Raw genomic sequence first — 22,679 nt, forward strand, 5'->3', positions numbered from 1 at the left:
CGGCTGCTCGCGGTAGCGGCCGGTGCCGACGACCCGGCCGCCTCGCTCGACGAGATGGTCCGCGGCCTCTCCGCGGCCGACCGGGTCGAGACGTCCGCCGCGCTGCTGGCGATCGCCACGCTGACCGTCGACATCGACCTGCGCCGGCGGGTGCGTCGCGAGATCGCCGACCGAGGGCACGTGCTGCCGCGGTGGCTCGCGGAGCTCGACCGCACCGAGCCGGTAGACCGGGCCATCGAGATCGGCACGGTGTTCCGGGGCGCCGACGACCTCCTGATCGGCGCCACCGTGCCCGGCGGTCACCCCCTCACCGCCGTCGTCCGCATCAGCGACGACCTCGGCGCCGTCGCGACGGGTTCATCGCCCGGCGCAGCCCGCATCGGTGGTCCCGATGCTGGTCGAGGACGAGGACCCGGACGCCCGCGTACGCGACATCCCTCCCGCCGACGCCCGTGCCCGCATCACCGCGGCCCTCGCCGCGCTGGACCGTGGCCTCGTCCCGGTCGGGTCCGAAGCCCTCGCCGGATCGCGCCCACTGGTCGAGTGGATGCTGTCGCTGCTGCCCGCGGGCGGTCAGGACCGCGTGCTCCGCGACCTCTCGGAGGAGGCGCTCGACGAGATCGCGACCGCTTTCCTCGCCGTCCCCTTCGGGGCCGCCTGGACGGACGGCGACCTGCGCCCGCTCCTCGACGAGGTCCTCGCGGCAGGCATCGCGAACGGCGCCGGAGACCCGCTGGTCTGGAGTCGCCGCAACGTCCGCCGGCTGCTCGATCCGCGCCTGCGGTTCGTCCACGACGCGACGCCGCACCTCGACCGCGCGCCGGACCTGCTGCGCGACCTCATCCGCCACGGGCACGCCGAACGCGGTCTCCGCAGGGAGCTCACGGATGACGCGCTGGCCGCGGTCGACGCGTGCGCCGATGCCTTCCGCGCGGCCGTGCGCGCGGTGGACGACGTCTGACCCGGGACCGCGCTGACCTGCGGGAACTGTCGGTGGTGCCGGTTAGCGTGCGGGCATGGAGGACGGAGGGCTGCCGCGGCCGCCGGTGGAGGGCGAGCCGGTGCCCGTCCTGCCCGCGGACGTGGTGTCGCGGCAGTCGGCCGAGCTGGAGCTGGTCTGCGACATCTGGTCGGCCGACGCCCACGTGGCCCGCGAGCACGCCCGGCAGGCGGCCACGATCGCGGAGCTGGCGCGCCGGCGCTCGGTCGAGCGCGACACCGCCTTCGGGCCGCGGGGCGGGCCGGGGCCGGACTCCCGGGCGATGCGCCCGGCCGCGCTCGCCGACGTGTCCGACGACTTCGTCACCGAACTGGCGCTCATCCGGCACTGCTCGGAGGCCGAGGCCGGCCGGCTCGCCGCCGAGTCGCTGCTGCTCACCACCAAGCTCACCGCGACCTGGTCGGAGCTGTACGCGGGGCGGCTGACCGTGCGCAAGGCGCGCATCCTGCTCGACCTGCTGGAGGACGCCGACGACGAGGTCGCCGCCGGGGTCCAGGCCCGGGTGCTGCCGGGAGCCGAGCAGTGCCCGCCGGGCCGGCTGGCCGACCGCGCCCGCTACCACCTGTACCGGCTGGACGCCGACGCCAAGGAACGCCGCCGGAAGGAGGCCGAGCGTCGGGCCGACGTGCACGTCGAGCGCACCGCCGACGACCTCGGGCGGCTGGTCGTCGAGGGTCCGCTGCCCGCCGTGCACGCGGCCCGCGACGCGGTCGACCAGTACGCCCGGTGGATGCGCGCCGACGGGGACGACCGGCCGATGGGCGTGCTCCGCTCGGCAGCCGCGCTCGACCTCGTCCTGCGGCCCTGGGACACCAGCCGGCCGCCCGTGACCGCGCAACTGCACATCCACGCCGCGCTGCCCTCGCTGCGGGCCGACGCGCCGCCCGGCGCGGCGCCCGCGGAGCTGGACGGGCAGTGGATCTCGGCGGCCCAGTGCCGCGAGCTGCTCGCACAGCTGGACGTGCTCGGCCTCGGCTCCGCCCCGGCCGGCGGCGCCGTGCACGTCGCGATCGACCACCCGGCCACCGGGGAGACGCTCGCCGTGGCCACCCGCGCCGAGCTCCGGCGCGCAGCCGGGCGGGGTCGCCGCTTCCGCCGCCGGGACCGGCGGAGCGGCGGGGGCTGCCCGGGCCGGGGTCAGGAGGAGCGCACCCGCCCGGAGGGGGCGGGCGGGAAGACGGGCACCGACGACGGGACGCGCACAGCAGGCAGAGCAGGCGGAGCGGGCGACGGGCCGGGCCTGCGCCGTCCGCCACCGACCCGCGGCTACCGGCCGACCGCCGCCCAGCGCCGCCTCGTCACGGCCCGCGACCGGCACTGCCGCATGCCCGGCTGCCACCGCCGGCCCGGCCGCCACGACATCGACCACGGCCAGGCCCACTCCGCCGGCGGGCCGACCGACTGCTGGAACCTGTGCTGCCTCTGCCGTCGGCACCACCGGATCAAGACCTTCGCCCGCGGCTGGTCCTTCACCCTGCTGCCGGACGGCCGGCTCGTCGTCCGCACGCCGTCGGGGGTCTCCCGGACCACCCGCCCGCCCGGCTGGTACCACGACCCCGAACCCGACCCGCCGTGGCTCGACGGGCTCGCGCCACCGGATCCGCTGCGCAGCTGAGGGCTCGCCCGCCCGACCAGCAGGACGGCGGCGCGCCCGCCCGGCGCACCGCGGGGAACGCGCCACGAGCGCGCCGACGGGCCGCCGTCCCTGGTTGCGGCTAGGTTGCCGGGGAAGTGACCGGCGTCACCCCCGACGAGCCGACAGGCAGGACGATGCTCTACACCGCCTACGAGATCAACCGCCGGGTCGGCGCGCCCGTCGTCGCGGCGTCCGGGCTGACCGCCCGGGCGCTGCACGCCCTGCCCGCCCCGCTGTCCCGCACGCCGGCCGTGCGGCACGCGCGCGCGGCCTGCGAGATCCTCGCCAAGGCCCGCCCCACGCACGACCGCCCGGCCTTCGGCATCGGGACGGTGCCGGTCGGCGGCCGCGACGCCGAGGTCGTCGAGCGCCCGGGCCGGACGACGCCGTTCGGGACGCTGCTGCACTTCGCCAAGCCGTCGGTGACCGGTCAGCCCCGCGTGCTCGTCGTCGGCCCCATGTCCGGCCACTTCACCACGCTGATCCGGCCGACGATCCGCACGCTGCTCTCCGAGCACGACGTGCACGTCATCGACTGGCACAACGCCCGCGACGTCCCCGCAGACCACGGGCCCTTCGGCCTGGACGAGTACATCGAGCACGTCGTGGACGCGCTGCGCCACCTCGGCACCGGCACCCACGTCGTGGCCGTGTGCCAGCCCGCCGTCCCGGTCCTGGCCGCCGTCGCGCTGCTCGCCGCGGAGGGCGACCCGGCCGAGCCGGCCAGCGTCACCCTCATGGCCGGCCCGGTCGACACCCGGGTCAACCCCAACCGGGTCAACACCTCGGCCGCCGGCAAGCCGCTGACCTGGTTCGAGCGCCGGGTCGTCGACACCGTGCCGCGCTGGTACCCCGGCGCCGGCCGGCGGGTCTACCCGGGCGTCGTGCAGCTGACCGCGTTCATGTCGATGAACCCGAAGCGGCACGTGGGCGCGCACGCGCAGATGTACCGCGACCTGGTCACCGGCAACGAGGCCGCGGCGGCGACCACCCGGGCCTTCTACGACGAGTACGGCGCGGTCATGGACGTCCCCGCCGAGTTCTACCTGGAGACGGTCGGCCGCATCTTCCAGGAGCACCACTTCGCCACCGGGCGCTTCACCTGGCGGGGACGGCGCGTCGACCCCGGCGCGATCCGCAGCGCCGCGCTGCTCACCGTCGAGGGCGCCAACGACGACATCTGCTCCCCCGGCCAGACCGAGGCCGCCCACGCGCTCTGCACCGGGATCCCCGACGAGCGCAAGCGGCACCACCTGCAGCACGGCGTGGGCCACTACGGCGTCTTCAGCGGCTCGCGCTGGGAGGCCGAGGTCTACCCCGTCGTCCGGGCGCACATCGAGGAGGCCGCCGCGGCCGAGCGGACGGCGTAGCGAGCGGGCCCGCATCCTCCGTCCCGGCCCTCGACCTCGGCCCCGGTCGAGGGCCGGACGACCCTGGCGTGCGGCGGTGCCCCGAGGACCATCGGGGACGCCACGGGCACCTGAGGTGAGGAGGCGCGCCATGACCGGGACCACCAGCGCAGCGATCACGAAGGACCGGGCGCACGAGGCGATGACCCGCTTCGTCGCCGCCTGGGAGCAGGGCGACCTGTCGGCCGTCGACGAGGTCTTCGCCGAGGACGTCGTCTACCACGCGCCCCCGTTCCCGGACATGGGCCGCGGCGAGCTGCGGGAGTTCATCGCCGCCTTCAGGGCCGGCTTCTCCGAGATGCACGTCCAGGTGCAGGAGGACCTCGTCGACGGGAGCACCTCGGTGCACCGGTGGACGGTCGGGGCGGTCCTCTCCGGGGCGACGCAGCTGCTGCCGGGGGTGGAGCCGACGGGGAAGGCCACCTCCGCCGAGGGCGCCCACGTCCTGCACTGGTCCGGCGACCGGGTGTCCGAGGCCTGGCACCTCGGGGACTGGCTGGGCTGGCTGACGAAGGCCGGCGTCCTGCCCCCGATGCCGGGCACGGCCGCCTGAGGACGGCGCGCACCGGGCCGGACGGGGAGCGCCGCGGGACGACGAGGCCGTCCCGCGGCGCTACCGTCCGCCGCATGGCCCCCGAGGACGCCGGCCGCCCGTCGCGCAGCCGGATCGCCCGCACCGCCCGGCTGGCCGCGCTCCCGGCCACCTTCGCCGGCCGCACCGCCGTCGGCCTCGGCCGGCGGATCGGCGGCCGCCCCGCCGAGGTCGTCGCGGCCCAGGTGCAGCAGCGCACCGCCGAGCAGCTGTTCGCCACCCTCGGCGAGCTCAAGGGCGGCGCCATGAAGGTCGGCCAGGCGATGTCGGCGATGGAGGCCGCCCTGCCCGAGGCCCTGGCCGGCCCGTACCGCGAGGCGCTCGTGCAGCTGCAGGAGGCCGCGCCCCCGATGCCGGCGGCGCTGGTGCACCAGCAGCTCGCGGCCGCCCTCGGCCCGGGCTGGCGGCAGCGGTTCCGCGAGTTCGGCGACCGGCCCGTCGCCGCGGCCAGCGTCGGCCAGGTGCACCGGGCGGTGTGGGACGACGGCACCGACCCGGGCACCCCGGTCGCGGTCAAGGTCCAGTACCCCGGCGCCGGGGACGCCCTGGTCGCCGACCTCGGCATGCTGCAGACGGTGGTGCCGCTCATGCGCGCGGCCGCGCCCGGCATGGACGCCCGCGCGCTGGTCGCCGAGCTCCGGGCGCGGGTGGTCGAGGAGGTCGACTACCCGCACGAGGCCGCCGCCCAGACCGCCTTCGCCGACGCCTACGCGGGGGACCCGGACATCGCCGTCCCGGAGGTGCTGGCCGTCGAGGCCGGCGTGCTGGTGACGCGATGGTTCGGTGGGACGCCGCTGTCCCGGGTCATCGCCGAGGGCAGCACCGCCGACCGGGACCGCGCCGGGCTGCTCCTGCTCCGGCTGTTCGCCTCGGCGCCGGTGCGCGCGCGGAAGCTGCACGGCGACCCGCACCCGGGCAACTTCCGGCTGCTGGACGACGGCCGGCTCGCCGTCCTCGACTTCGGCGCCACCGAGGACCTGCCCGCCGGCTGGCCCGCACGGCTCGGCCCGCTGCTCGCCGCCGGGCGGGACGGCGACGCCGCCACGCTGCACCACCTGGCCGGGGCGGCCGGTCTCCTCCGGCCGGGCGCCGTCCCCCCCGATGCGCTGGCGGCGCTGCTCGACCCCTACCTCGAGCCGCTGCGGACCCCGGCCTACCGCTTCACGCGGGGCTGGATGCAGGAGCAGACCCGGCGTGCCTCCGACCCGCTGGGCGCGGCGTCCCGCACCCAGCGCCGCATGTCCATCCCGCCGCGGCACCTGCTGCTGCAGCGGGTGGCCGTCGGGCTGGTCGGCGTCCTCTGCTCGCTGGGCGCGACCGTCGCCGTGGACGCCGAGGTCCGCCGCTGGCTGCCGGGCTACCGCTGACGCCGTGCGGCCCGGCTCACGGAGGGTCAGGGAGCGCGGTCCCCGGCCGCCGGACCTCCGAACGGTCTGGCGCGAGGGTCCGTGCCCCCGCGCCGCTCACTGCCGTCGCCTTCCCTCCCACTCCCGGAGGAGGTCGCCATGACGCAGACCGTCACCAGCAACGTCGACACGATGCAAGCCCTCTACGAGGCCTTCGGGCGGGGGGAGGTCGAGACCGTGGTCGCCGGGATGACCGAGGACGTCGAGTGGCACGAGGCCGAGAGCCACCCGCGCCACCCCGGGCGCGCCTTCACCGGCCCGCAGGAGGTCGTCGAGAACGTCTTCGCGCCCCTCGCCGCGGACTTCGAGGACTTCCGCGTGAACCCGCGGCGCTTCCTCGGCGACGGCGACACCGTGGTCGTCGAGGGCCGCTACACCGCCACCCGGGGCACCGCGACGGGCCTCCCGCTGGACATCCCGTTCGCCCACGTGTGGGACCTCCGCGACGGCCGGATCGCCCGCTTCCAGCAGTACACCGACACCCGCCGCCTCGCCGAGGTGATGGGCGCCTGAGATGGCACCGGCCCGGCGGGGTGCTCGGCTGCACCCCGGCCGGGCCGGTGAGCTGGGCGGACGGCTCAGACCGCGACGCGGCCGGGCGGCCGGCGGCGGACGGTCCGCACGGTGCGGACGGCGGCGTTGCGGGCCGCGGTGAGGATCGGGCCGGTGTCCCAGGGCTGCCGCGGCTCGGGCATGTCCGCGGCGGCCGGCGCCGGGACGGCGGCCGGGGCCTGGGCGGGGGCGGCCACCGGGGCCGGGGCCGGCGGGGTCGGGGCGGGTGCCGGGCGGCGGCGGGCCAGGATGGCCTCCTTGCGCCGCTCGATGCGGTCCTTCTCGGCGAGCACCAGCAGCTCCTCGGTGGCGCGGGCCACCTCCAGCCGGGACTCCTTCTGCAGCTCCTCGATCTCCACGTCCCCGGAGTCGCGCAGCGCGGCCAGCCGGTCGTAGGTGCTCGGCGGCCCGAAGTTGAGCAGCAGCTTCATGAGGACCGGCAGGATCTCCACGCACATGAACAGCAGCGAGAGCATCGTCTTGGCCGCCCAGAGCGTGGTGTTGCGGTCGCTGAGCCGGTCCAGCGCCTCCAGCCGCAGGAGGATCCCGCCCGACCCCTCGTTGGTGGCGTCGAAGGCCGCCTGCAACCGGTCCTGCTCGGCGGTCAGCCGGGCCAGCTCGGCCTGGTCGGTCTCCAGCGAGGAGGCGGCCTGCGCGGCGCTGCGCGCCTCGGCGGCCGAGGTGGCGGCGAGCGCGGCGTCGAGCTCGGTGCGGGCGCCGGCCACGGCCGCGGCGGCGCCGTCCGCGGCAGCGCGGGCCTGCTGGTACGCCGTCCCGGTGCCGGCGTCGCCGGTGCCGCAGGTGCCGTCCAGCTCGCACTGCGCCTTGGCCTCGAGCTCGCGGGCGGAGGCGACGGCGGCGTCGTAGGCGGCCTGCGCGGCGGCGGCCTGCGCGTGGACGTCGGCCAGCCCCTCGTCGCTGCGCCCGCCGGAGGCCACGACCTCCTGGTCGGCGGCGATCCGCGCCCGCAGCTCGGGCAGGCCGGTGAAGCGCGCGTCGGACTCCAGCGACGTCCGGTAGGCGTCGGCGGCCTCGGCCTGCATCGTGACGATCTCGGTGTCGATCTCCTTGTGGAACACCTGCAGCGTCAGCGGTGTCGCCACCACCACGCCCAGGATCAGCGCCAGCCCCACCCGCGGCACGGCCATGACCAGGTTCCGCTTCCACGACGCGTCGTGCGCCATCCCGACCAGCAGCATCCGGTCGAGGTTGACGATCACCGCGCCCCAGAACAGGCCCACCAGCAGCGCGAACGGCCACCACAGCCCGATGGCCATGGCGGCCGCGAACGCCGCGGACAGCACCGCCAGCCCGCCGGTGCTCAGCAGCACCCCGCCGAGCGCGACGAACTTCGGCCGCGCCCCGGGCGCGGCCGCCAGCAGGTCGGGACGCGCCCCGCCGAGCACGGCCAGGCCGTCCCCGATCCGCTGTCGAGCCATGTCGCACGCACCCCCGGGCGACGGGGGTCGTGGGTGTCTCCGCCGCCTCGCCCCCTCTCATCGGCAGTCCCCGGCGGTCACGGCACGGTCTCGGGCGTGATCGGCGTCGCGTCCCCGGCTTGCCCCCGCCGGCCGGACGGCGGGAGGCTCGACCTCCCCTGCCCGGGAGCCGACATGCCCGCCGCCCGCCGCACCGCCGCGGCCCTGCTCGCCGCGGTGCCCCTCGGGCTGGCGCTGGCGGCCGGCTGCACGGACACCGGTGGGGACGGCGACCCCGCGCCCGCCCCGCCGTCGTGGACGCGCGCCGGCACGATCGACCTGGACACGACCGTCAACGCCGACGTCCGCCCGCACGACCTCGCGGCCGACCCCACCGGCGGTGTCGTCGCCCTCGTCGGCACCGCCGACCGCAGCTGGCTGGTGCACCTCGGCGACGACGGGTCGACCGTCCGCCGGGAGATCCCCGCCGCCGGCCCGGACGCCGAGGTCGCCGTGCAACCCGACGGCACCGTGCTCGTCGCCGGCATCCGGGACGGCGCGCTCACCGTGCTCGCCGTGCCGCCCGGGGACGCCGAGCCCGTCGCCACCGCCGTCCCGACCGCGGCGGCCCGCAGCACGCTCGCCCTCTCCCCCGACGGCGGCACCCTGGTCGCCGCGCTCACCGCGGACGCCGGCCCGGCGGAGCTGGTCGCCCTGGACCTCGCGGGCGGGGAGGTCGCCCGCGCCGCGACCGAGCTCTCCCCCACCCACCTCGCGGCCGGCGCCGACGGCCTCACCGCGCTGGCGGTGCGCGACGGCCGGCCGGTGCTGGCCCGGTTCACCGCCGACCTGCGCCCCGCCGGCGACCCCGTCGTCCTCACCGGGGCCTCGGCCGCCCCGGCCACCCCCGCCGCGCTGGCGCTCACCGCGGACGGCCGCGCGGTCGCCAGCGTCGCGGGACCGGCCTCCGGCCGGCTGGTCGTCGTCGACGGCGCGGAGGTGACCACGGAGGTGGAGCTGCGCGGCACCGAGGACTCCGGGCTCGACGTGGCCGTCGACCCCGACGGCCGGTACGCCTACCTGCCGCTGGCCGCCTACCAGGTCGAGCCCGGCATCGTCACCGTCGACCTGGCCAGCGGCGAGCACCTGGGCCGCACGGTGCTGTGCCCCGGCGCCGGCAGCCTCGGCGCGATCGCCGCGTCCGGCGACACCCTGGTCGCCACCGGGGTCTGCCTCGGCAGCGGCCTGACGACGACGGCGTTCGTGCTGCGCTGACCGGGTCAGCGCATGCTGTCGATCACGCCGCGGAAGGCCTCGTCCATGTCGTAGACCGGCACGATCGTGATGTCGACGACGTGGGCGTAGGTCGTCAGGTGGTGGGCCTGGTAGCGGGCGAGCGCGGCCGGGTCGTCGGCCTCCACGAGGATGAACCCGCCCTTCGTGTCACCCCAGGTCCCGTGGTGGGTGATCCCGCTCTCGACGCCGCCCCAGTTGCCGGACCTGGCGAACGCGCGGAACGCCTCGGTCCACGCGGCGTCCACCTCGGCCTTGCTGACGCCGTCCCGCGTGGTGAAGCGGTGGAGGTACATCTGGCCCATGAGGACCTCCTGCGGCCGGGGAGGGCCCACCTCACCGGGCCCTCCTGAGGAGCCGTGGCCACGGCGCGTCGCAGCGTCCCACCGGCGGGTGGGCGGGAGCCGGCCGCGGGACACGTGGCATCCGGGACCCGGCGCGTCGTCGTCCCCCGCCACCGCCCCCTACGCCGTGTAGCCGGCCACGGGGTCAGCCGGCGGCGACGCTGGAGTTCCAGACGTCGATGCCCCATCTCCAGCTGCCGTCCCCCAGCCGCCGGTGGACGACGACGTACTTCCCGCGGTCGATCGTCTCGTCCCCGGCCCGCAGCTCGTACCGGCCCTCCTCGACGGCGAGGTCGCCGGACTCCTCGAGCGACACGGTCTCCAGGGTGCCGCCGGTGACGCCCTGGTCGATCGCGGCGCGCCAGAAGCGCTCGATGCCGGCTCCGGTCTGCGGCTCGGCGCCCGGGGGCAGCAGCCTGGCGTCCGGCGTGTAGACCGACGCCATCGTCGCGGCGTCCCCCCTCTCCAGCGCCTGCACGAAGGTGGCGACGGTGGCGTCGACGTCACCGCGGGCCGTACCACTGCGAACCGTGTCACTGCGGGTCATGGCGACCTCCCCTGGTCGGTGGCGCCCAGGGTCGGGCGGCGCCGGACGTCGGGCAACGTGCTGGGCCGCGGCAACGCGCCGGGCAGCCCGCACCCGCACGCTCCGCGACCGGTGGCTCACGAGGTGGCCCCCGGGCGGGGAGGATCGGTTCCGTGACGGGGACGACGGCGGGCACGCCGCTGCGCAACTGGGCCGGCAACCACACCTACGCCGCGCGGGTGGTGCACCGGCCGGCCGCGCTCGAGCAGGTGCAGGAGCTGGTGGCCGGCGCGGAGCGGATCGGCGTCCTGGGTTCCCGGCACTCGTTCACCGCGATCGCGGACTCCGCCGAGCTGCTCTCCCTGGAGCCGCTCGCCGACGGGACCGGCTACCCGGCCGACGTCGTCGTCGACCCCGGCGCCGGCACCGTCTCGCTGGGCGGCGGGGTCACCTACGGGCGGCTGGTCGAGGCGCTGGCGCCCCACGGCGTGGCGCTGCACAACCTCGCCTCGCTGCCGCACATCTCCGTCGCGGGCGCGGTCGCCACGGCCACGCACGGCTCCGGTGTCGGCAACGGCAACCTGGCCACCGCGGTGGCCGCGCTGGAGCTGGTCACCTCCGACGGCGCGGTCCGGCACGCCCGGCGTGGGGACGCCGACTTCGACGGCCTGGTCGTCGGCCTCGGCGCGCTCGGGGTGGTCACCCGGCTCACGCTCGACGTCGAGCCCGCCTACGAGATCCGCCAGCGGGTGCACGAGGGCCTGGCGTGGGAGACGCTGCAGGCCGACCCGGACGCCGTCCTGTCCTGCGGCTACAGCGTCAGCCTGTTCACCACCTGGGGCCGCGACGTCGACCTGCTGTGGGTCAAGTCCCGCACCGACGAGCCCGACCCCGGGGACGGCGAGCTGTTCGGGGCCACCCCCGCCCCCGTCGACCGGCACCCCATCCCCGCGCTGGACCCCGCTCCGTGCACCCCGCAGCTCGGCGTGCCCGGCCCCTGGTCGGACCGGCTGCCGCACTTCCGGATGGGCTTCACCCCCAGCGCCGGGGACGAGCTGCAGTCGGAGTACCTCGTGCCGCGGCGGCACGCCGCGGCCGCGTTGGAGGCGGTGCGCTCGCTGGCCTCCCGCATCCGGCCGCTGCTGCAGGTCTGCGAGATCCGCGCGGTGGCCGCCGACCGGCTGTGGCTGAGCACCGCCCACGGCGAGCCGGCGCTCGCCCTGCACTTCACCTGGCGACCCCGGGAGGACGACGTCCGCGCGCTGCTGGCGGACCTGGAGGCGGCCCTCGAGCCGTTCGGGCCGCGCCCGCACTGGGGGAAGCTCTTCCGCGCCGGCGCGGCCGAGCTCGCCGCCCGCTACCCGCGGCACGCCGACTTCGTCGCCCTCGCCGACCGGCTCGACCCGCGCGGCGCCTTCCGCAACGACTGGCTGGAGGAGCACGTCCTGGGCTGATCGCCCTTGCCGGGAGGGCGCCGGCCGGCCCCTGCCGGCGGTGATCACGGGGATGCGCTCGACCGTCGCGGCGTGTCGGCCCGTGTCGCCGGTCAGAACCCCATGATCACCGCTGGGGCCGCGGGGGGCGGGAGGCCGGGCGGGGGGCGGGCGGCGAGCCGGTGCTGCGGCCCTGCGCCGCCGCCCCTTCCGCCGGGCCCGGCCACCCGCCAGGCTGGGCACGTGCCGGACGCCCCGGCCGTGGACCGCACGGCCCTCGACCGCACGGCCCTGGACGGCCTGGCCCTCGCACTGCGCCTGGCCACGGCGGCCTCGTCGGCGGCGACGCCCGAGACCGCCGCCGGCGACGTGCTGGCCGAGCTGTGCGGCCTGCCGGAGGTCGTCGCCGCCGCGCTGGCCGCCCGCGAGCCGCTCTCCGGCCGGTCCACCGCGCTGGCCTGCTCCGGCTACCCGGCGCCGGTGCTGGCGCACCTCACCGGTCCGGGGTTCCTGGTGGCCGACGTCGGCTACCGCCTGCTGGTCACCGACCCCGGCCGCCGCGCGCGCGGATGGCGGGACGTCGACGGCTACACCGCCACCCCGTCGGTCCGGGAGGTGTTCTCCCCCGCCGGCTACTGCGGCGGCGCGACCGCCCGGCTGGTCACCACCGACGGCCGCTGGACCGGCGACCTGCACGTCAGCACGACCACCGACGGAGCGCCCGGCCCCGACGTCGTCGCGGCGCTGCACCACGCGGCGCCCGCGCTGGCGGCCGCGGTGGACGCCACCCGCCGGCTCGGCGCGCTCGCCGCCGCCCTCGCGCCGGACGAGGCGGCGTCCGTGGTCACCCCCGACGGGCGGCTGGTGCCCCTCCCGGGCCGTCCGCCGCTGCTGCCCGACGACCCCGCCCTGCTCGCCGCCATCGCGAGCCGGCGCGGCGAGGGAGCCTGGTGCTGGCACGGCCCGGCGGGCTGGTGCCGCATCCGGCTGGTGGCGGTCGCCGGCGGGACCCTCGTCGTCGGCCGGCCCTGCGACCCGCCGCACGGTCTGTCGGCCCGGGAGCTGGAGGTCCTCACGCTGCTCGCCGAGGGGTTGTCCAACCACGCCCTCGCCCGCCGGCTGGGCATCAGCGAGCGGACCGCCGCCCACCACGTCGAACACGTGCTGGCCAAGTGCGCCGCTCCCAGCCGCGCCGCGGCGGCGGTACGGGCGGTCCAGGAGGGCTGGCGGCTGCTGCCGGGGCGGTGACCCGACGGGCGGTGACTCGACGGACGGTGACCGGCCGGCCGCGGTGCACGGCCGGCCGGTCACCGGCGCCGTCGGTCAGGCCCCGGGCACCCCGTCGACGAGCGGGCGCAGCGCGTCCACGACGTCCTTCTGGTGCGGCTGCAGGTCCATGCCGCCGATCGCGGACAGGAAGTCCAGGAACGGGTCCTCGACCTCGGTGCGGACGCCGCTGAGCTGCTCGATCGTGGCCAGCCCGCAGAAGGGCACGTAGGCCGCGCTGTAGCCGCCCTCGTGCACGATGAGCAGCCGGCCGCCGGCCGTCTCGGCCGCCACGTCGCCGATCATCCGGGTCATCTCGCGGTAGGCGCCGGAGTGCAGCATCTGCCGGCCCAGCGGGTCCAGCGCGCTGCTGTCGAAGCCGGAGGCCACGAACACGAACTCGGGGGCGAAGCGCCGCAGCGCCGGGAGCACGACCGTCTCCATGGCGTAGAGGTAGCCGCCGACGCCGGTCCCCGGGGGCAGCGGGACGTTGATGTTCGCGCCTGCCCCCGCTCCCTCCCCGGTCTCGTCGGCGGCGCCGCTCTCGTGCGGGTAGTAGGAGTCCTGGTGCAGGGAGACGGTGAGGACGTCGGCGTCCCCGTAGAACGCCTGCTGCGTCCCGTTGCCGTGGTGGACGTCCCAGTCCACGACCGCGATCCGCCGGACGCCGTGCGCCGCCTGCAGGTGGCGGGCGGCGATGGCCACGTTGCCGAACATGCAGAAGCCGCGACCGCGGTCGCGCTCGGCGTGGTGGCCGGGTGGGCGGGTCAGCGCGTAGGCGTTGTCGACCGCGCGGCTGTGCACCGCCTCGGCCGCGACGATGGCGCCGCCCGCGGCCAGCACGGCGATCTCGTACCCGCCCGGCCCGAAGGGCACCAGCTCCCCGGCGTCCCCGCCCCCGGCGTCGGACATCGCCTTCATGGCGTGCACGTACGCCTCGTCGTGCACCCGGCAGAGCTCCTCGACCGTGGCCGGGCGGGCGTCGAGCCACTGCAGCTGCTTGGACAGCCCGGAGGCGTCGAGCAGGTTCTTCAGCCGGCGCTTGGTGCGCGGGTTCTCCGCGTGCTCGTCGGGCTCGATCCAGCCGCCGGCGGGGATGAACGCCCCGGCCGAACGCGTGTCCCACCACATGTACCGCTCGTCCCACAGTGCCCCGGTCGTCATCGCCGTCCTCCCTCGCGGATGCCTGGTGCCCGGTAGGCAACCGCGCGGCGGCCCCCGCGCTCAATGGGCGCTTCTGCCCATCGGCGCGGACGGCGGCCCGCCCCTCCCGGCGGGTGTCCCGGGGTCAGCGCCGGCGGCTCACGACCGGCGGCGGAGCAGGCCGCGGCGGTGCACCGGCACCCGCATCGAGCGCACGGCCAGCGCCGCCCCGCCGTAGAGCAGCGAGCTGAGCACCGCGCGCAGCGTCGTGGCCGACCCGGCGCCCTTGGCCGCCCCCAGCGCGGTGAGCACGTCGACGGCGTTCATCCCGGCCACCACCGCCAGGCCCCGGTCGATCTCGCGCTCGGTGTCCGCGGTCAGCGTCAGCGCGGCCACGGCGAGCCCGCGGCTGCCGAACAGCCGCTGCAGCTGCAACCCGGCCGAGCTGACCGGGACGCCGTAGGCGCGGGCGACCGCGCGCGGCGCGACGACGCTGACGGCGCCGAAGGCGGCACCGGTCAGCCCGATCGCCCGTGCCAGCGATTCCTTGGACATCCCTGCGATCTCGGTCGCCACGGCGGACCCCCTCGAGGCTCGACCAGGACGGCTCGGCTCGCCGTCCCCGGCAGTCAACCAGCGCCCCCGGGCGTCCGCACCCGGACCGTTGCTAGCGTGCAACCCGTGGCTGTCGACCCCCGCGGTGCCGATCTCAAGCGCTACCTCCAGGAGGACCCGGGCGGTCCGGTCGTGATGCTCAACCTGCTGCGGTTCGCCGAGGGCGGCCGGGAGTCCTACGCGCAGTACGCGAAGGCCCTCTCCGAGACGTTCCTGCCGCGCTACGGCGGCGAGGTGCTCTACGCCGGGGACGGCGGCACCCCGCTGGTCGCCGAGCAGGGGCAGGACTGGGACGCCGTGCTGCTGGTCCGCTACCCCTCGCGCGAGGCGTTCAGCCGGATGGTGGCCGACCCCGAGTACCAGCAGGTCACCCACCTGCGCACCGAGGCGCTCACCGAGGCCGTGCTGCAGCCGACCCGTTCCTGGTAGGTGCCGCCCGGGGTCGGCCTGGAGACCCGGTCCACGAGCCTCGGGGTCGTGCGCAGCCGGGTGGCCGGCACGCCCCGGCCCGGCGTGCCCGAGGTGGTCGTCGTCCCGGGGCTGGCGGTGGCGAACTACCTCGAGCCGGCGCTGCGGGAGCTCGGCGCCTGGACCCGCGCCCACCTCGTCGAGCCGCCCGGCACCGGGGGCAGCGGGGAGCCGCCGCGCCCCCTCGGCATGGCCGACCTGGCCGCGGTGGTCACCGAGTGGCTGACCGCGGCCGGCCTCGACCGGGTGGTGCTGGTCGGCCACTCGGGCGGCACCCAGGTCGCCGCCCACGCCGCGGTGTCCTCCCCCGGCCGGGTGCGGGCGCTGGTGCTGGCCTCCCCGTCGGTGGACCCGCGCTTCCGCAGCCGCCGCCGGGTGCTCCTGGCCTGGCGAAGCAACCGCGAGCTGGAGCCGGCCGACCTCGACGTCCAGCACGCCCCCGAGCGGCAGCGCGCCGGGCTGCGGCGGGTGGCGCACCTGCTGGGCGTGCACCTGGCCGACGCCCTGGAGCGCACCGTCCCCCGGGTGGGCGTGCCGGTGCTCGTGCTGCACGGCGACCGCGACCGGCTGTGCACCGAGGCCTGGGCGCGCGACCTCGCCCGCCTGGCACCCGACGGCCGGTTCGCGACCGTGCCCGGCGCGCACAGCTTCGTCTGGACCGCACCCGCCGCCTGGTCGGCGCCGATCGAGGCGCTGGCCCGCGAGGTCGCCGGAGGGGTCAGCCGCGGCGGGCGAGCGTGACCCGGACGTCCTGGTCGAACCCGATGCGGCCCTCGGTGTCGCGGCAGCGCTGCAGCGCGGCGTAGGCCTGCGCCCGCACGCCGTCCCGCTCGGCCTCGGGCACGCGTTCCCAGAAGCCGCGCTGACCGACCGACCACGACCAGGTGTGCCAGTGCTCCTCGTCGGCGAAGCGGACCGGCACGGTCAGGTGGGCGGTGCGGACGTCGGCGAAGCCGGCTCCGCGGACCAGCTCCGCCACGCCCGCGTCGGAGGCGAACGGGCCCGTCCGGCCGGTGGTCCGCGCGTCCCGGGCCTGCGGCGGGAGGTACGGGGTGAACACGGCGTCGACGTCCCCCCAGGCCTCGCCGTACCCGCCGAACGTGGTCACGCCGAGCCGGCCGCCGTCCACGAGCAGCGTGCGCCACGCCCGGAGCGCGGCGGCCGGGTCGGGCAGGAAGAACAGCACCAGGGACGAGGCGACGACGTCGTAGGGCCCCGAACCCGGGGCGGGGTCCGCGGCGTCGCCGACCCACACCGACACCTCGAGGCCGGCGGCCCGGGCCTCCTCGCGGGCGGCCGCCACCATGCCCGGCGCCAGGTCGACCCCGTCGGCCACGCCGGTCGGGCCCACCCGGTCGGCCGCCCGCAGCAGGACCGCACCCCTGCCGCAGCCGACGTCGAGCACCCGCTCCCCGGGCTGCGGCGCCAGCTCCTCGACCAGCCGCTCGGCGATCGGGCCGAACAGCTCCACGCCCACCCGGTCGTACGTCGGCGCCGCCCGGTCGAAGACCCCGGCCAGTGCTGCCCGCTGGTCCATGGCCCACCTCCGCCGGCGGGCAGCCTCCTCCGGTCGGCAGTCCGCGACAAGGTGGTTCAGCGCCGGCGCCACCCCGGGTCGCGGCCGGTGAGCCCGAGCAGCCGGTCCATCGGCGGGGCGTCGTCGGGCACCGGCACCGGCGGGCCGAACAGGCCGGGCTGCGGGTCGGCGGCGGACTCCGCCACGAACGGCAGGCACGCCTGCACCGCGGCCGGGTCGGGGGCGTAGGGCTGCCCGGTGGCGGCGGCGAGGTCCCAGCCGTGCACCAGCACCTCGTCGAGGGCCACGAGCCCGGCCACCGCGCCGGGCATCCGCACCCCGCCGGCCGCGGTCTCCCCCTCCCAGGCCGCGGGGTCGCGCCAGGCCGCCGCGAGCGCGTCGAGCCGCGCGGGGACCTCCGCGCGCCAGTCGGGCGGCAGGTGCGCGGCGTCCGCCCGGGGCCCGCCCTCGGCCGGCCGCTTCTCCGCGGCGAGCCGGAAGGCCAGGGCGAGGCCGGCCAGGTGGTCGAGCAGCCCGGCCACGGACGTGCCCGCGCAGGGGGTCGGGTCGGTCAGCTGGTCCTCGCGCACCCCGGCCACCACGCGCGCCACGGCGGCCGCGGTCGGGCCGAGGTCGACGGTCGTCGTCTCCACGGCAGGGCAGACCCTCGGCGGCTCGGGAAGTGAGCGCTGACCGACCGTCCTCGTATGATGACGATCCGCACACAGGGGAGAGCGCCGCACCATGCCCGACCACCAGCCGGACCCGAGGGCCGAGGCACGCCCGCGCGGACGCTGGGCCGATCCGCGCAGGCGCTGGGCCGATGCACCCGGGCGCTGGGCCGACGCACCCGGGCGCTGGTCGGCCGACCCGCGCGGGCGCTGGGCCACCGACGCCGGGCCGCAGCCCTGGCCCCCCGCGCCCCCGCCCGCGGGCGACGCCGTCCCCGGCGAGCCGGACCGGGGCGGCCGGCGGCGGCGAGGCCGCGGGCTGCGGCTGCTCGCCCGCGGCCTCGCCGCCGTCCTCGTGCTGCAGGCGCTGGTGGTCCTCGCGCTGCGCTGGGTGGACCCGCCGACGACGGCCTTCATGGCGGCCAACCCGGGCGGCGCCGTCCAGCAGTCCGTCCCGGTCGAGCACGTGTCGCGCAACTTCCTGGCCGCGGTGATCGCGCACGAGGACCAGCCGCTGCCCTACCGCTCCGGCGCCTTCGAGTGGGACCAGCTGACCGAGCGGGCGCAGGCCCACCTCGCCGGGCAGGAGGACCCGCACGGCTCCACCATCCCGCAGCAGGTGGCCAAGAACCTGTTCCTCACCCAGGGGATGAGCGCCTGGCGCAAGGCGGTCGAGGCCGGGCTGGCCGCGGAGCTGGCCCTCGTCCTCGACGACCGCCGGATGCTCGAGCTCTACGTCAACTACGCCCAGTTCGGGCCCACGCTCTACGGGGTCTGCGCGGCGAGCTGGTACTACTTCGACGCCCCGCCCTCCGACCTGCCGGTCGACCGGGCGGTGCAGCTGGTCGGCCTGCTCCCCTCCCCCGGGCACGTGCAGCGCGCACCCGGCGGCGGGATGGACTTCGAGGTGGCCGACGGGATGGGCTGGCTGTCCCGCTCGCACGTGGTCAACGCCCAGAACCGGGTGCCGCGGCACATCGCGGCGCGCGGCTTCCAGCCGGTCGAGGACGCCGGCATCACCGGGCTGGCCTCCGACCAGCCGGCCTCCGCCGACGACTGCTCGCAGCGGCCGCAGGCCGTCGCCGACCTCATCGCCGCCGAGGGCACCGCCTGACGGCGCCGCCGGGTGGTCAGTACCGCTCGGCACCGACCACCGGCGGTGGACCGGCGCAGCGGAACCGGCCGGGTGCCGTCCCCGCGCGGACCTCGGCCAGCAGCCCGCGCAGGAAGACCTGGTAGCCGGCCGGCAGGCCCAGCTCCCGGGCGGCGGTGACCATCCGCTGCAGGTAGTCCGGCCGCGGCACCTGCTCGACCCGGGCCGGCTCGACGACGACGTAGGTGAGCGCCTCCCCCGCCCCGGTGCCGGCCCGCACCGGCACGACCGCCCGGCGGTACCAGCCCTGCGCCACGCCCTCCTTGGCGTCGAGGAAGGTGAGCGCCGCCTCGTCCACCTCCAGCAGCTCGCCCCAGACGGTGCACCCGGCCGCCGGGACGACGTCGGCCGCGCCGGCCTGCCAGCGCAGCGAGGCGCGGCCGAACCGCAGCCGGTGGCCGGGCACCGCCGCCGCACCCAGGCTGCACACGCCGGGCAGCCCCCGCAGCGCCGGGTCGGCCATGTTGCTGCCGTAGGCCAGGTAGCGCTCCGGTGCGTGCACGGCTCTCCTCAGCGGGTCGAGCGGGGCACGCCCGTGCCGGGGTCGACCCGGTGCGGCCCGCGGGGCGAGGGCTCGACCGGGAAGTCGAAGATGCCGGTCGGCAGGTAGACGGTCGCGCACGAGTTGGGGATGTCGACCACGCCCGAGAGCCGGCCCTCGATGGGTGCGGCACCCAGGATCATGTAGCCCTGCTCGGGCGTGTAGCCGAACCGGGTCAGGTAGTCGATCGCGTGCAGGCACGCCCGCTGGTAGGACAGCTGGGAGTCCAGGTACCGCTGCTCGCCGTCCAGGGTCACCGACGTCCCGGAGAAGGCCAGGTAGCGCTCGTAGCGCGGCTCGACGTTGCCCGGGATGAAGATCGCGTTCTCGCTGACCCCGTAGGTCTCCATCCCCCCGCGGATGAGGTCGACGTGCAGGTCGATGAAACCGCCCATCTCGATGGCGCCGCAGAAGGTGATCTCGCCGTCCCCCTGCGAGAAGTGCAGGTCGCCGACCGAGAGGTCGGCCCCGTCGACGTAGACCGGGTAGAAGACCCGGCTGCCCTTGGAGAAGTTCTTGATGTCCTGGTTGCCGCCGTTCTCCCGCGGCGGGGCGGTGCGGGCGGCCTCGGCGGCCACCCGGTCGAACTCCGCGCCGGAGAGCGACCCGAGGACGGCGTCGTCCGGCAGCGGCGGCAGCGCCAGCGGCGGCACCCGGTCGGGGTCGGTGGCGATGAGCGCGCCCTCGCGCCGGTTCCACTTCGCCAGCAGGTCGGCCGACGGCGCGGTGCCCATGAGCCCGGGGTGGATCAGGCCGGTGAAGGACACCCCGGGCACGTGCCGGGAGGTCGCGGTCTGGCCGCGGAAGTCCCAGACCACCTTGTAGGCGTCGGGGAACTGGTCGGTGAGGAAGCCGCCGCCGTTGTCGCGGGCGAAGATCCCGGTGTAGCCCCAGCCCTGGCCGGCCAGCGGGCCGGAGTCCTCCTGCGGGATCGGCCCGACGTCGAGGATGTCGACCATCAGCAGGTCGCCGGGGCGGGCCCCCTCCACCGCGATCGGCCCGGACAGGCAGTGCACCCGCGAGAGCGGTGCGTCCCGGACGTCGTCGGCGGAGTCGTCGTTGTGGATGGCCCCGTCGAACCACTCCCGGCAGTGCACCCGGAAGGTGTCCCCGGGCCGCACGGTGACCGCCGGCGGGATGTCGGGGTGCCAGCGGTTGTGGCCCACGATCTCCTGCTCGGTGAACTTCTTCGTCGAGTCGAGGGGGAAGACGACGTCGGGCACGGGCTCCTCCAGCGGTCGGGGTCGGGGGCTCCGGGTCAGGGACGGGGCAGGCGGGCGTGGGCCGGGTTCACCGCCGGCGCGGGACGGCGGGACGGCGGGGCGCTGACGACGTCCGGCTCGGAGGCGCTGCGCTCGGCGCGCTCGATCAGCGCCCGGGCGCCGGCGTCGCCCAGCGCGAGCCGGGGGGCGGTGAACACCCGGGTGGCGGGCACCCCGCAGGCCGGGCAGGGTTCCCGCTCGGCGGCGGTGCCGATCGGGCGGCCCACCTCGAGCACGCCGTGGTCGGTGCACCGGTACTGGTAGACGGCCACGGCGCCCTCCGTTCGCCTCGGGAGGCCGGGCTGGACCTGCGGCGGCCTCGCGCCCGAGCCTCGGGGAGCCCGCCCGCACCGGCCACCCCGGCCCCGCGTGCTGGTCACCCTGAGTCATTGATCGGTGACGAGCCGCCGACCGGGGGCCGGGTCATCCCTGCCCGCGGCGCACCTGGTCCGGCGTGCACCCGAACGCGGCGCGGAAGCCGCGGCCGAAGGTGGCGGTGTCCCCGAAGCCCCAGGCGTGCGCGACCGCGGCGACCGTGCCCGCCGTCCCCCGCCGCGCGAGCTCGCGGCGCGCCCCCTCCAGCCGCAGCCGGCGCACGTACCCGGCCGGGGTCGTGCCGCGGGCGGCGCACAGGGCGTACAGCGAGCGCTCGGAGACGTAGGCCGCCGCGGCGATCGAGGCCGGGGTCAGCTCCGGGTCGCGCAGGTGCGCGGCCACGTGGGCGACCACGCGCCCCCACGCGGCGTCGTCCGGCGGCGGTGGGGTGACCGCGCCGACCAGCAGGTCGACCAGGGCGTCGGCCAGCGGCCCGCCGAGCCGCGCGTCGAGGGTGCCGGCGGCGCCCAGCGCCGTCCCCACCAGGCCGGCCAGCAGGCCGGCGGCGGCCGGGTCGAGCAGCCCGTCCGGGACGTCCTCGGGGAGCCGGGACGCGGGGACCAGCAGGGTCCACTTGTGCAGCCGCCCGGGCACCCGGAAGCGCACCGGCCGGTCGGCGCGCCACACCAGCGCCGCCCCCGCCGGGACGACGACCCGCCGCTCCCCCAGCTGCACCAGCTCGCTGCCCTCGCGGACGAGGAGGACACCCACGCGGTCACCCTCGGTGGCGGCGAGCTCGGCGCGACCGCGGAAGCCCTCGCACGGCCCGCACCGGCAGTCGACGAGGTCGAGGTCGCCGACCCGGTAGCGGGTCAGCTCCACCGGCCCCGGCGCCGGCTCCCCCGGGCGGAGCGACCAGGGCAGGTGGGTCGCGCTGACCGCGGCACGGAAGGCGTCGGCCCGCGCGGGGGCCGGTACGTCGGCGGGGCTCCACCGCTCGGCGACCAGGGGCATGGGGACCTCCCGCCGCGCAGCCAACCCCGGCGGGGGTCCCGGGGCAAGGGATGCGGGCACCGCCGCGGCTCGTGCGGGGATCGCCGCGACGGGCCGGTGCGCGCGCGGCGACGGTCGGCGCATGCGAGAGGACATCGAGTTCGCCACCGAGGACGGCATCACCCTGCGCGGGTGGCACTACCCGGCGGAGGGGGTGGACGGCCCGGCACCCCTGGTCGTCATGGCCCACGGCTTCTCCGCCGTCAAGGAGATGTACCTGGACGACTTCGCGGCGCACTTCGCCGCCGGTGGCCTGGGCGTGCTGGTCTACGACAACCGGAACCTCGGCGCCTCCGACGGCACCCCGCGCGGCGAGATCGACCCGTGGCAGCAGGTCCGCGACTACCGGGACGCGATCACCTGGGCGCAGGCGCAGCCGTGGTGCGACGCCGGCCGCGTCGGCATCTGGGGGTCGAGCTACAGCGGCGGGCACGTGCTCGTCGTGGCGGCGATCGACCGGCGGGTGCGCTGCGTGGTGTCCCAGGTGCCGCTGGTCAGCGGCCTGGCCAACGCCCGCCGGCTGATCCGCGCGGACACCTTCGGCGAGCTCCGGCAGATGTTCGACGCCGACCGCGCGGCCCGCTACGCCGGCGCTGACCCGGCGATGATCCAGGTGGCCTGGGAGAAGGAGCCCGACGAGCCCTGTGCGCTGCCCACCGCCGACACCCACGACTTCTTCCTCGGCCCGATCCTGGAGCGGGCGCCGTCCTGGCGGAACGAGGTCACGCTGCGCTCGGTGGAGATGTTCGTCGAGTACGAGCCGGGCGCCTACATCGCCGACATCGCCCCGACGCCGCTGATGCTCGTGGTCGCCGCGCAGGACCACCTCACGGTCGCCGACCTGACGCTCGAGTACTACGAGCGGGCCCGTCAGCCCAAGGAGCTGCTGGTGCTGCCGGTCGGCCACTTCGAGGCCTACGTGGACGGGGCGTTCGAGCGGTCGGCACCGGCTCAGCTGGGCTGGTTCCGGCAGCACCTGGCCTGAGGACGCCGAGCCCCCACCGCGGCCGGACCGTCGTCCACAGCCCCCGGCGGCCTGTGGACGACGGCGGCCGCGGTCCGCGCGG

The 22,679-nt window shown here is 77.1% G+C and carries 24 protein-coding genes; 13 read left to right on the forward strand and 11 right to left on the reverse strand.

Annotated features, from left to right (window positions below):
• Window positions 1-391: 391 nt before the first annotated feature.
• The 6 genes from ACI8AC_RS06620 (at window position 392) to ACI8AC_RS06645 (ending at window position 6,556) form a co-directional block, all read left to right on the forward strand.
• Window positions 392-961, forward strand: a complete 570-nt coding sequence (locus ACI8AC_RS06620) for a hypothetical protein (RefSeq protein ID WP_456896381.1) — start codon at window positions 392-394, stop codon at window positions 959-961.
• 55 nt (window positions 962-1,016) lie between these two features.
• On the forward strand, window positions 1,017-2,615 hold the full coding sequence (locus ACI8AC_RS06625) for an HNH endonuclease signature motif containing protein (RefSeq protein WP_456896383.1): 1,599 nt from the start codon (window positions 1,017-1,019) through the stop codon (window positions 2,613-2,615).
• Window positions 2,616-2,731: 116 nt separating this feature from the next.
• A complete protein-coding gene (gene phaZ / locus ACI8AC_RS06630; RefSeq protein WP_456896385.1) occupies window positions 2,732-4,006 on the forward strand; it encodes a polyhydroxyalkanoate depolymerase in 1,275 nt (424 codons plus the stop codon).
• A 130-nt stretch (window positions 4,007-4,136) separates the two neighbouring features.
• Window positions 4,137-4,598 (forward strand): ester cyclase, encoded by a 462-nt coding sequence (locus ACI8AC_RS06635; RefSeq protein WP_456896387.1) that lies wholly within the window; start codon window positions 4,137-4,139, stop codon window positions 4,596-4,598.
• 74 nt (window positions 4,599-4,672) lie between these two features.
• Window positions 4,673-6,004 carry an ABC1 kinase family protein gene (locus tag ACI8AC_RS06640; protein WP_456896389.1) on the forward strand — a complete coding sequence of 444 codons (1,332 nt, stop codon included), beginning with the start codon at window positions 4,673-4,675 and terminating at the stop codon, window positions 6,002-6,004.
• Between the two features lie 138 nt (window positions 6,005-6,142).
• Window positions 6,143-6,556 (forward strand): nuclear transport factor 2 family protein, encoded by a 414-nt coding sequence (locus ACI8AC_RS06645; RefSeq protein ID WP_456896391.1) that lies wholly within the window; start codon window positions 6,143-6,145, stop codon window positions 6,554-6,556.
• A 65-nt stretch (window positions 6,557-6,621) separates the two neighbouring features.
• On the opposite strand, the gene ACI8AC_RS06650 is transcribed toward ACI8AC_RS06645, so the two are convergent.
• Window positions 6,622-8,034 carry a DUF4407 domain-containing protein gene (locus ACI8AC_RS06650; protein WP_456896393.1) on the reverse strand — a complete coding sequence of 471 codons (1,413 nt, stop codon included), beginning with the start codon at window positions 8,032-8,034 and terminating at the stop codon, window positions 6,622-6,624.
• 174 nt (window positions 8,035-8,208) lie between these two features.
• On the opposite strand from ACI8AC_RS06650, the gene ACI8AC_RS06655 reads away from it, so the two are divergent.
• Window positions 8,209-9,288, forward strand: coding sequence for a hypothetical protein (locus ACI8AC_RS06655; protein WP_456896395.1), 1,080 nt, complete (start codon window positions 8,209-8,211; stop codon window positions 9,286-9,288).
• A 5-nt stretch (window positions 9,289-9,293) separates the two neighbouring features.
• Here ACI8AC_RS06655 and ACI8AC_RS06660 read toward each other — a convergent pair whose 3' ends face one another.
• On the reverse strand, window positions 9,294-9,641 hold the full coding sequence (locus ACI8AC_RS06660; RefSeq protein WP_456896397.1) for a DUF3303 domain-containing protein: 348 nt from the start codon (window positions 9,639-9,641) through the stop codon (window positions 9,294-9,296).
• Window positions 9,642-9,795: 154 nt separating this feature from the next.
• Window positions 9,796-10,197 (reverse strand): YybH family protein, encoded by a 402-nt coding sequence (locus ACI8AC_RS06665; RefSeq protein ID WP_456896399.1) that lies wholly within the window; start codon window positions 10,195-10,197, stop codon window positions 9,796-9,798.
• Window positions 10,198-10,349: 152 nt separating this feature from the next.
• Between ACI8AC_RS06665 and ACI8AC_RS06670 the strand changes: the two genes are divergently transcribed.
• Together ACI8AC_RS06670 and ACI8AC_RS06675 are read left to right on the forward strand one after the other, a co-directional pair.
• A complete protein-coding gene (locus ACI8AC_RS06670; protein WP_456896401.1) occupies window positions 10,350-11,630 on the forward strand; it encodes a D-arabinono-1,4-lactone oxidase in 1,281 nt (426 codons plus the stop codon).
• A 222-nt stretch (window positions 11,631-11,852) separates the two neighbouring features.
• Window positions 11,853-12,857 carry a response regulator transcription factor gene (locus tag ACI8AC_RS06675; protein ID WP_456896403.1) on the forward strand — a complete coding sequence of 335 codons (1,005 nt, stop codon included), beginning with the start codon at window positions 11,853-11,855 and terminating at the stop codon, window positions 12,855-12,857.
• A 75-nt stretch (window positions 12,858-12,932) separates the two neighbouring features.
• Here the strand turns inward: ACI8AC_RS06675 and ACI8AC_RS06680 are convergent, their stop codons facing one another.
• Together ACI8AC_RS06680 and ACI8AC_RS06685 are read right to left on the reverse strand one after the other, a co-directional pair.
• Window positions 12,933-14,039 carry a class II histone deacetylase gene (locus tag ACI8AC_RS06680; RefSeq protein ID WP_456896405.1) on the reverse strand — a complete coding sequence of 369 codons (1,107 nt, stop codon included), beginning with the start codon at window positions 14,037-14,039 and terminating at the stop codon, window positions 12,933-12,935.
• 138 nt (window positions 14,040-14,177) lie between these two features.
• A complete protein-coding gene (locus tag ACI8AC_RS06685; RefSeq protein WP_456896406.1) occupies window positions 14,178-14,594 on the reverse strand; it encodes a hypothetical protein in 417 nt (138 codons plus the stop codon).
• 105 nt (window positions 14,595-14,699) lie between these two features.
• Here ACI8AC_RS06685 and ACI8AC_RS06690 point away from each other — a divergent pair, with 105 nt between their 5' ends.
• Together ACI8AC_RS06690 and ACI8AC_RS06695 are read left to right on the forward strand one after the other, a co-directional pair.
• Window positions 14,700-15,062, forward strand: a complete 363-nt coding sequence (locus ACI8AC_RS06690; protein WP_456896408.1) for a DUF1330 domain-containing protein — start codon at window positions 14,700-14,702, stop codon at window positions 15,060-15,062.
• A gap of 48 nt (window positions 15,063-15,110) precedes the next feature.
• On the forward strand, window positions 15,111-15,842 hold the full coding sequence (locus ACI8AC_RS06695; protein ID WP_456896410.1) for an alpha/beta fold hydrolase: 732 nt from the start codon (window positions 15,111-15,113) through the stop codon (window positions 15,840-15,842).
• Here ACI8AC_RS06695 and ACI8AC_RS06700 read toward each other — a convergent pair.
• Complete coding sequence (locus tag ACI8AC_RS06700) at window positions 15,820-16,638, reverse strand: class I SAM-dependent methyltransferase (protein ID WP_456896412.1); 819 nt, start codon at window positions 16,636-16,638, stop codon at window positions 15,820-15,822. The genes ACI8AC_RS06695 and ACI8AC_RS06700 overlap by 23 nt on opposite strands.
• 56 nt (window positions 16,639-16,694) lie before the next feature.
• Window positions 16,695-17,270, reverse strand: a complete 576-nt coding sequence (locus ACI8AC_RS06705; RefSeq protein WP_456896414.1) for a TIGR03086 family metal-binding protein — start codon at window positions 17,268-17,270, stop codon at window positions 16,695-16,697.
• A gap of 91 nt (window positions 17,271-17,361) precedes the next feature.
• Between ACI8AC_RS06705 and ACI8AC_RS06710 the strand changes: the two genes are divergently transcribed.
• Complete coding sequence (locus ACI8AC_RS06710; RefSeq protein ID WP_456896416.1) at window positions 17,362-18,402, forward strand: transglycosylase domain-containing protein; 1,041 nt, start codon at window positions 17,362-17,364, stop codon at window positions 18,400-18,402.
• A 16-nt stretch (window positions 18,403-18,418) separates the two neighbouring features.
• Here ACI8AC_RS06710 and ACI8AC_RS06715 read toward each other — a convergent pair whose 3' ends face one another.
• The 4 genes from ACI8AC_RS06715 to ACI8AC_RS06730 form a co-directional block, all read right to left on the reverse strand.
• Entirely contained in the window at window positions 18,419-18,943 is a 525-nt protein-coding gene (locus ACI8AC_RS06715; protein ID WP_456896418.1) for a gamma-glutamylcyclotransferase family protein, read from the reverse strand.
• An 8-nt stretch (window positions 18,944-18,951) separates the two neighbouring features.
• Window positions 18,952-20,205 (reverse strand): formamidase, encoded by a 1,254-nt coding sequence (gene fmdA / locus ACI8AC_RS06720; RefSeq protein WP_456896420.1) that lies wholly within the window; start codon window positions 20,203-20,205, stop codon window positions 18,952-18,954.
• 35 nt (window positions 20,206-20,240) lie between these two features.
• Window positions 20,241-20,516: an FmdB family zinc ribbon protein gene (locus ACI8AC_RS06725; RefSeq protein WP_456896422.1), complete on the reverse strand. Its 276-nt coding sequence runs from the start codon at window positions 20,514-20,516 to the stop codon at window positions 20,241-20,243.
• Window positions 20,517-20,667: 151 nt separating this feature from the next.
• Window positions 20,668-21,573, reverse strand: coding sequence for an AraC family transcriptional regulator (locus tag ACI8AC_RS06730; RefSeq protein ID WP_456896424.1), 906 nt, complete (start codon window positions 21,571-21,573; stop codon window positions 20,668-20,670).
• A 121-nt stretch (window positions 21,574-21,694) separates the two neighbouring features.
• Here ACI8AC_RS06730 and ACI8AC_RS06735 point away from each other — a divergent pair, with 121 nt between their 5' ends.
• Window positions 21,695-22,597, forward strand: a complete 903-nt coding sequence (locus tag ACI8AC_RS06735) for an alpha/beta hydrolase (RefSeq protein WP_456896426.1) — start codon at window positions 21,695-21,697, stop codon at window positions 22,595-22,597.
• Window positions 22,598-22,679 lie beyond the last annotated feature (82 nt).

The sequence above is a fragment of the Geodermatophilus sp. SYSU D00758 genome (assembly GCF_054049955.1).

Bases quoted from the DNA above. Each gene is read 5' to 3' on its own strand.
- ACI8AC_RS06650 (WP_456896393.1), bottom strand. From the start codon at position 8,034: ATGGCTCGACAGCGGATCGGGGACGGCCTGGCCGTGCTCGGCGGGGCG.
- ACI8AC_RS06665 (WP_456896399.1), bottom strand. From the start codon at position 10,197: ATGACCCGCAGTGACACGGTTCGCAGTGGTACGGCCCGCGGTGACGTC.
- ACI8AC_RS06620 (WP_456896381.1), top strand. From the start codon at position 392: ATGCTGGTCGAGGACGAGGACCCGGACGCCCGCGTACGCGACATCCCT.
- ACI8AC_RS06625 (WP_456896383.1), top strand. From the start codon at position 1,017: ATGGAGGACGGAGGGCTGCCGCGGCCGCCGGTGGAGGGCGAGCCGGTG.
- ACI8AC_RS06655 (WP_456896395.1), top strand. From the start codon at position 8,209: ATGCCCGCCGCCCGCCGCACCGCCGCGGCCCTGCTCGCCGCGGTGCCC.
- ACI8AC_RS06635 (WP_456896387.1), top strand. From the start codon at position 4,137: ATGACCGGGACCACCAGCGCAGCGATCACGAAGGACCGGGCGCACGAG.
- ACI8AC_RS06645 (WP_456896391.1), top strand. From the start codon at position 6,143: ATGACGCAGACCGTCACCAGCAACGTCGACACGATGCAAGCCCTCTAC.
- ACI8AC_RS06710 (WP_456896416.1), top strand. From the start codon at position 17,362: ATGCCCGACCACCAGCCGGACCCGAGGGCCGAGGCACGCCCGCGCGGA.
- ACI8AC_RS06680 (WP_456896405.1), bottom strand. From the start codon at position 14,039: ATGACGACCGGGGCACTGTGGGACGAGCGGTACATGTGGTGGGACACG.
- ACI8AC_RS06730 (WP_456896424.1), bottom strand. From the start codon at position 21,573: ATGCCCCTGGTCGCCGAGCGGTGGAGCCCCGCCGACGTACCGGCCCCC.
- ACI8AC_RS06735 (WP_456896426.1), top strand. From the start codon at position 21,695: ATGCGAGAGGACATCGAGTTCGCCACCGAGGACGGCATCACCCTGCGC.
- ACI8AC_RS06640 (WP_456896389.1), top strand. From the start codon at position 4,673: ATGGCCCCCGAGGACGCCGGCCGCCCGTCGCGCAGCCGGATCGCCCGC.
- ACI8AC_RS06700 (WP_456896412.1), bottom strand. From the start codon at position 16,638: ATGGACCAGCGGGCAGCACTGGCCGGGGTCTTCGACCGGGCGGCGCCG.